The organism is Massilia sp. CMS3.1, assembly GCF_051262535.1.
Lineage (GTDB): Bacteria > Pseudomonadota > Gammaproteobacteria > Burkholderiales > Burkholderiaceae_D > Telluria.
In genome coordinates, this window is record NZ_JBIMES010000026.1 from 21,487 (window position 1) to 27,612 (window position 6,126).

Below are 6,126 nucleotides of genomic sequence, written 5' to 3' on the forward strand. Positions count from 1 at the left end.
TTGGTGAACAACGCGTTGAAAGACCGTCAAATGGATCGGCGCGCCGATCCGATCCTGGCCACGCTGATCGATGTCGCGATTGCCTACCGCGAGAATCTCGGCTGCCGTGTGGCGCAAGCGTTTTTGCATGAAACCGGCGTACCCCCTGCGCTTGCAATGCGCGTGCTCGCCGGCTCTGCCCGCATGCGCGCGACCGTGCCTCGTCGGTGGAGCGCGCGTGCGGTCCATGACCTGACTCCGGACGGGGTGTAGTCCAGAACAGTTTGGCCGGGGGGTGCTCATACCCGTCGGAGACCGCGCTGCATACCAGGAGGCAGGAATGGAACACCAGCTCAGTTCTGCACAGCCAGGTCGGATAATGACCATGCATTCGCATGACGCAAAGGCAGGACGCCAGTGTCAGGGCCCGCTCTGGTCGACACTGGAAGAAGTATGCGCGCTGCTGCGTGTCCCGAGCGTTTCGCCCGCTTCGGCCAAGGTGCTGTTCCAACATGTGCAGTTCAAGATCGGACAGCAGATCCACAGCCTCGGCCAGGCGTTCGATACATTGTATGTCGTCAATGCCGGATTCCTGAAAACCGCACTGGTCGACGACTTTGGCAACGAAAAGGTACTGAGCTTTCCCATGAAAGGCGACATGATCGGCATCGACGGTATCCACGCTGGCACGCACACGTGCGAGACACTGGCGCTGTCGGAATGCGACCTGATCCTGCTGTCGTTCACGCGGCTGACCAGTCTCAGCCGCGTGAATCCGGATATAGAAACGCTGATGTATCGCATGATGAGCCGCGAACTGGCGCTACGCCAGGAAGTAATCGGCATGCTCGGCACCCTGTCGGCGGAGGCGCGCGTTGCCCGTTTCCTGGTTGCGTTGTCCGACCGTTTTGCCGCGATGGGATACTCGAACAAGATCTTCAATTTGCGCATGACGCGCCAGGAAATTGGCAGCTACCTGGGCCTGACCATGGAAACAGTCAGCCGTACCATATCGGCCTTCAACGATATGGGATATATCACCGTCCGCCAGCGCACGATCAGCATCATGGATGCGCAAGCGCTCACCACACTGCGCCACATCGCGCCATCGCCCGGGCGTCAGGCGTTGCGCAGGTCGTCCACCGGTGTTTCTCCGAATCCCTCCGCCAGCAAATAATCGACCAGCTTGCGCGCGCACTCTTCAGGCGCAGCAAGTGCCCCTTTCTGCTTCATCTGCACGAAACGCTCCTTCATCGGGAAGTGCGATTCGGGTGTGGCGCGGATTTCGGCCTGCATCCCGGTATCGATCACCCCCGGCGCCAGGCTGCAGCAGCGCACCAAGGCGTCGCCGTCCTGCAGCACCGCTTCGGCGTGGCGGTCGAGCGCGGCCTTGGTGGCGCAGTAGACGCTCCAGCCGGGATAGGCATTCCTGCCCGCTCCGCTCGAGACGTGCAGGATGCGGCGCTCGCCGCGGCTGGCGCGCACCACGGCCGCCGCCAGCGCCAGCGGCGCGGCCACGTTCAGGGTCACGGCGCGCAGTGTGGCCAGCGGATCCTGTTCCTGCAGGGGACCCACGGGCGCGACCACGCCGGCATTGTTCACCAGCAGCGTGGCGCCCTCGTCGCGCAGCCAGCGGGCGAGCCTGTCGCCGGCCAGGAAGGCGGCCAGGGCAGCGCTGTCGGACAGGTCGACCTCGATTTGAGTCAGTAAAGCGGATGCTCCTGCGGCCCGGCCGCGCGCCAGGCCGAGCACGGGAATGCCGCGTTCGGTCAACTCGGCGGCGATGGCGGCGCCGAGACCCTTGGTGTGGCCGGTGACGATGGCTTTCATACTTTCTCCTGAGCGAATGGGAATCCAAATATAGCCGAACGCGGGGCACCGGCCCAGACCGTTGTAGGCGGACACTCGAAGTAGGCTATATGCAACAATTTGGGAGGTGCTCGGGGTAGAATGGAGCTGCCCTGTCCACTCCGCCAATCCGATGCCTTCTGCCACTGCCCTAGCGTCACTGAATAGCCCTTGCCGCGTCCTGCTGGTCGGTGCGCCGCCCTTTGCCGGGGCGCTGCGCGAGATGCTGGCGGGCGTCGACGACATCGAACTGGTGCTCACCGATACTACCCAGGCACTGGGACAGGCGGCGGCCTTGCGCCCCACCGTGCTGGTGCGCGCGCTGGGCGGACGCGAGGACAGCGGCGATTTCATCCGCGCCTGCCGCGCCCATGCCGCCCTCGCCGGGCTGCCCCTGCTGGTACTGGCGCCGCATGCCGATAACACCGGACGCGACGCCGCCTTTGCCGCCGGCGCCAGCGATTACCTCGCCGAGTTGCCGACCCAGACAGAATTGCTGGCGCGCCTGCGCTATCACGCGCTTGCCAGCCAGGCTGTGCAGGAACGCGACGACGCGCTGCGCCGCCTGATCGACACCCAGGCGCTGCTGGCCCGCGCCCAGGTCGAACTCGACCGCATCGATGGCGTGGACAGCCTGACCGGGATTCCGAACCGGCGCCGCTTCGACCAGGTGGCACTGGGCGAATGGCAGCGCGCGCGGCGCAACGGCCAGCCGCTCTCCTTGCTGATATGCGATGTCGACAGTTTTGGCTACTTCAATCACCGCATGGGGCGCGACGCGGGCGACCTCTGCCTGCGCAAGCTGGCCGGCCTGCTGACCGGACAACTGAAACGCCCATCCGACCTGGCCGCGCGCTACGAAGGCAAGCAGTTCGCCATCCTGCTCCCCGACACGGGACTCGATGGCGCGGTGCAGGTGGCCGAAGCCTGCCTCAGCGCGCTCGAGCGCCTGGCGCTGCCGCATCCAGTGCCCGAACGGCGCATCGTGACGATGTCGGTCGGCGTGGCCTCGACCATGCCGACTGAAGAAGGCGGGTTCGAGGCGGTGCTGGCGCGTGCCGGCGAAGCAGTGCTCGCGGCGAAATCGCGCGGCCGCAACAGGGTTGCAGCCTTCCGCGCTTGATTCAGACGAATACCGGTTCCGGTTCCAGCTCAACCCCGAAGCGCTCCAGCACGTCGCGCTGGATCGCGTGCGCCAGCGCCTGTACTTCCGCGCCCGTTGCCCCGCCATTGTTCACCAGCACCAACGCCTGCTTCGGATAGACGCCGGCCGCGCCCAGGGATTTCCCCTTCCAGCCGCACTGATCGATGAGCCAGCCCGCGGCCAGCTTCTCGCTGCCATCCGGCTGGACGTGGTGCACGAGCTGCGGAAAGCGTGCCAACAGCGCCGCGCACGCTGCCGGCGGGACCACGGGATTTTTGAAGAAGCTGCCGGCATTGCCGATCTCGGCCGGATCAGGCAGCTTGCGGCGGCGGATTGCCACGACAAGGTCGCTGACCTGGCGCGGCGTCGGCGCCGTGAACCCCGCGGTCTCGACGGCCTGGGCCAGCTCGGCATAGCGCAGGTTCGGCTGCCAGGCGCGTGGCAAGGCAAACGTGACGTCCAGCACCACGAGATTCACACCGTCGGCATGCTTGAACACGCTGTCGCGGTAGCCGAAGCGGCACTCGCCTGCGTTCAGGGTCCTTCGGACGCCGTTCCCCATGTCGAACACGGTCAGCGAATGGAACACGTCCTTCGTTTCGAGGCCATAGGCCCCGATGTTCTGGATCGGCGCGGCGCCCACGGTGCCGGGAATCAGGGACAGGTTTTCCAGCCCGCCCAGGCCTTGCGCCAGCGTGTAGTCCACAAAACCGTGCCAATGCTCGCCGGCGCCGGCGCGCACCAGGACCTTGCCGTTTTCCTCGCCGACGATTTCCCTGCCTCGAATGGCCATGTGCAGCACCAGGGCCTCCACGTCGCGCGTGAGCAGCACATTGCTGCCGCCGCCGAGCACGAAACGCGGCACGCCTTCGAAGGCGGCGTCAGCGCGCAGCTGTTCGAGCTGGGTGTCGCTTGTGACACGCAGGTAGTGGCGCGCGCGTGCTTCGAGGCCGAAGGTGTTGAAGGCTTGCAGGGAAACGTCGTGTTCGATCGGGAGGTCGGCGGGCATGTTTCAATGGGTCATGGAAGGCGAAATCCAGATAATTATAGTGGCAAGCCCAAGCCTGACGGCAAAAAGCATCGTCTCATGGAGGCTAGTCCGTTAAAATACGGCCAATCGTAAAACAGCAACATATAGCCAGATACTTAAAGGAACCCGCCATGCCATCGTTTGACGTCGTCTGCGAAGCAGACATGGTCGAAGTAAAGAACGCCGTTGAGCAATCGAACAAGGAAATCACCACCCGTTTCGACTTCAAGGGCAGCTCCGCCAAGGTCGAGCAGAAGGAAAAAGAGTTGACGCTGTTCGCCGATTCCGATTTCCAGCTGAGCCAGGTGTACGACGTGCTGGTCAATAAAATGACCAAGCGTAAGGTCGACGTGCGCTTCCTCGACGAAGAAAAGGTCGAGAAGATCGGCGGCGACAAGGTCAAGCAGCTGATCAAGGTGCGCAACGGCATCGAGACCGACGACGCCAAGAAGATCACCAAGGCGATCAAGGAAAGCAAGATGAAGGTGCAGGCCAGCATCCAGGGCGAGACCGTGCGCGTCACCGGCGCCAAGCGCGACGACCTGCAGGCTGCCATGGCCCTGCTGAAAAAGGACATCCTGGACCTGCCCTTGGCTTTCAACAACTTCCGCGATTGATCCGTCGATTGACGGTGGACGGACCACGGCCGAGCGGCGCGAAAGCCACGCCCGGCCAGGAATCGCCCTACTCTCTCTTCGGCGCGCCGCACGCCTCGCGTCTTCCCCAATTTGCCTGGGGTAGAATTGAGGCTGCACAAACTCGCTCGCATCGGCCCTTCCCTTTTTGAGCTAGAGCAACTTCGGTAGTCTAAGGATAGCAATGAAACGTGTTGATGATTTCCGCCTGCGTCTGGGCAACAAGGAATATGTGCCCATCATGATCGGCGGAATGGGCGTGGACATTTCGACCTCCGAGCTCGCGCTGGAAGCGGCGCGCCTGGGCGGCATCGGCCATCTCTCGGACGCGATGGTGCAGGATGTGTCGGACCGCAAGTTCGACACGACCTTCGTCAAGGACAAGACCAAGCTCTACAAGTTCAACATCAACAACATGGACAAGGCGGTGGTCCAGTTCGACCTCGAACGCCTGGCCGAAGCGACGCGCCTGCACGTGGGCGCTACCATGGCGGCGAAAAAAGGCGATGGCCTGATTTTCGTGAACTGCATGGAAAAGCTGACCATGAATGCGCCGAAGGAAACGCTGCGCACGCGCCTGTCGTCGGCGCTCGATGCCGGCATCGACGGCATCACCATGTCGGCCGGCCTGCACCTCGGTTCCTTCGAATTGATCAAGGACCATCCGCGTTTCCGTGACGCCAAGCTCGGCATCATCGTGTCGTCGGTGCGCGCACTACAGCTGTTCCTGCGCAAGGTCGCCAGGCTGAACCGCCTGCCCGACTTCATCATCGTCGAGGGACCATTGGCCGGCGGCCACCTGGGCTTCGGCTTCGACTGGAAGAACTACGACCTGCACCTGATCATGGATGAGATCCTCGCCTACATGCGCGCGGAAAACCTCGACATCCCGCTGATCGCGGCTGGCGGCGTGTTTACTGGTTCCGATGCGGTGGGCTTCCTTGAAAAAGGCGTGGGCGGCGTGCAAGTGGCGACCCGTTTCACTGTCACCCACGAGTGCGGCATGCCCGACAGCGTCAAGCAGGAATACTTCCGCGCCAGCGAGGAAGACATCATCGTCAACGGCATCTCGCCGACCGGCTACCCGATGCGCATGCTCAAAAGCACGCCGGCAATCGGTTCGGGCATCCGTCCGGGCTGCGAATCTTACGGCTACCTGTTGGACGCCACCGGCAACTGCGCCTACATCAATTCGTACAACCGCGAAGTGCTGGCCAATCCCGAGGTCAAGAATCCGCCGGTGCTGGACAAGACCTGCCTGTGCACGCACATGCGCAACTATAATTGCTGGACCTGCGGCCACTATACCTACCGCCTGAAGGACACCACGCACAAGCTGGCCGACGGCAATTACCAGGTGTTGAGCGCCGAGCACGTGTTCAGGGATTACCAGTTCAGCGTCGACAATGCCATCGCCCTGCCGGAAAAACAGGAGAGCGTGGCGGCTTGATCCTCGTCTTTATCGTTCTTAAAAAGCCACGCTCACCCGT

General features: G+C 63.2%; 7 protein-coding genes. 5 read left to right on the forward strand and 2 right to left on the reverse strand.

The window, feature by feature from the left end; all coding sequences use genetic code 11:
• Positions 1-3 precede the first annotated feature (3 nt).
• Both ACHAC9_RS22985 and ACHAC9_RS22990 read left to right on the forward strand, forming a co-directional pair.
• Complete coding sequence (locus ACHAC9_RS22985; RefSeq protein ID WP_435763855.1) at positions 4-252, forward strand: hypothetical protein; 249 nt, start codon at positions 4-6, stop codon at positions 250-252.
• A 67-nt stretch (positions 253-319) separates the two neighbouring features.
• The gene (locus ACHAC9_RS22990; RefSeq protein ID WP_435763857.1) at positions 320-1,156 is read left to right on the forward strand and encodes a Crp/Fnr family transcriptional regulator; all 837 of its coding nucleotides are present in this window, start codon (positions 320-322) and stop codon (positions 1,154-1,156) included.
• Here the strand turns inward: ACHAC9_RS22990 and ACHAC9_RS22995 are convergent.
• A complete protein-coding gene (locus ACHAC9_RS22995; protein ID WP_435763859.1) occupies positions 1,099-1,809 on the reverse strand; it encodes an SDR family oxidoreductase in 711 nt (236 codons plus the stop codon). The genes ACHAC9_RS22990 and ACHAC9_RS22995 overlap by 58 nt on opposite strands.
• A 151-nt stretch (positions 1,810-1,960) precedes the next feature.
• Between ACHAC9_RS22995 and ACHAC9_RS23000 the strand changes: the two genes are divergently transcribed.
• Positions 1,961-2,950, forward strand: coding sequence for a diguanylate cyclase domain-containing protein (locus ACHAC9_RS23000; RefSeq protein WP_435763861.1), 990 nt, complete (start codon positions 1,961-1,963; stop codon positions 2,948-2,950).
• 1 nt (position 2,951) lies between these two features.
• Here ACHAC9_RS23000 and murB read toward each other — a convergent pair whose 3' ends face one another.
• Positions 2,952-3,980 carry a UDP-N-acetylmuramate dehydrogenase gene (gene murB, locus ACHAC9_RS23005; protein WP_435763863.1) on the reverse strand — a complete coding sequence of 343 codons (1,029 nt, stop codon included), beginning with the start codon at positions 3,978-3,980 and terminating at the stop codon, positions 2,952-2,954.
• A 152-nt stretch (positions 3,981-4,132) separates the two neighbouring features.
• On the opposite strand from murB, the gene ACHAC9_RS23010 reads away from it, so the two are divergent.
• Positions 4,133-4,618, forward strand: a complete 486-nt coding sequence (locus ACHAC9_RS23010) for a YajQ family cyclic di-GMP-binding protein (protein ID WP_435763865.1) — start codon at positions 4,133-4,135, stop codon at positions 4,616-4,618.
• Between the two features lie 202 nt (positions 4,619-4,820).
• On the forward strand, positions 4,821-6,086 hold the full coding sequence (locus ACHAC9_RS23015) for a nitronate monooxygenase (RefSeq protein WP_435763867.1): 1,266 nt from the start codon (positions 4,821-4,823) through the stop codon (positions 6,084-6,086).
• Positions 6,087-6,126: the final 40 nt, after the last annotated feature.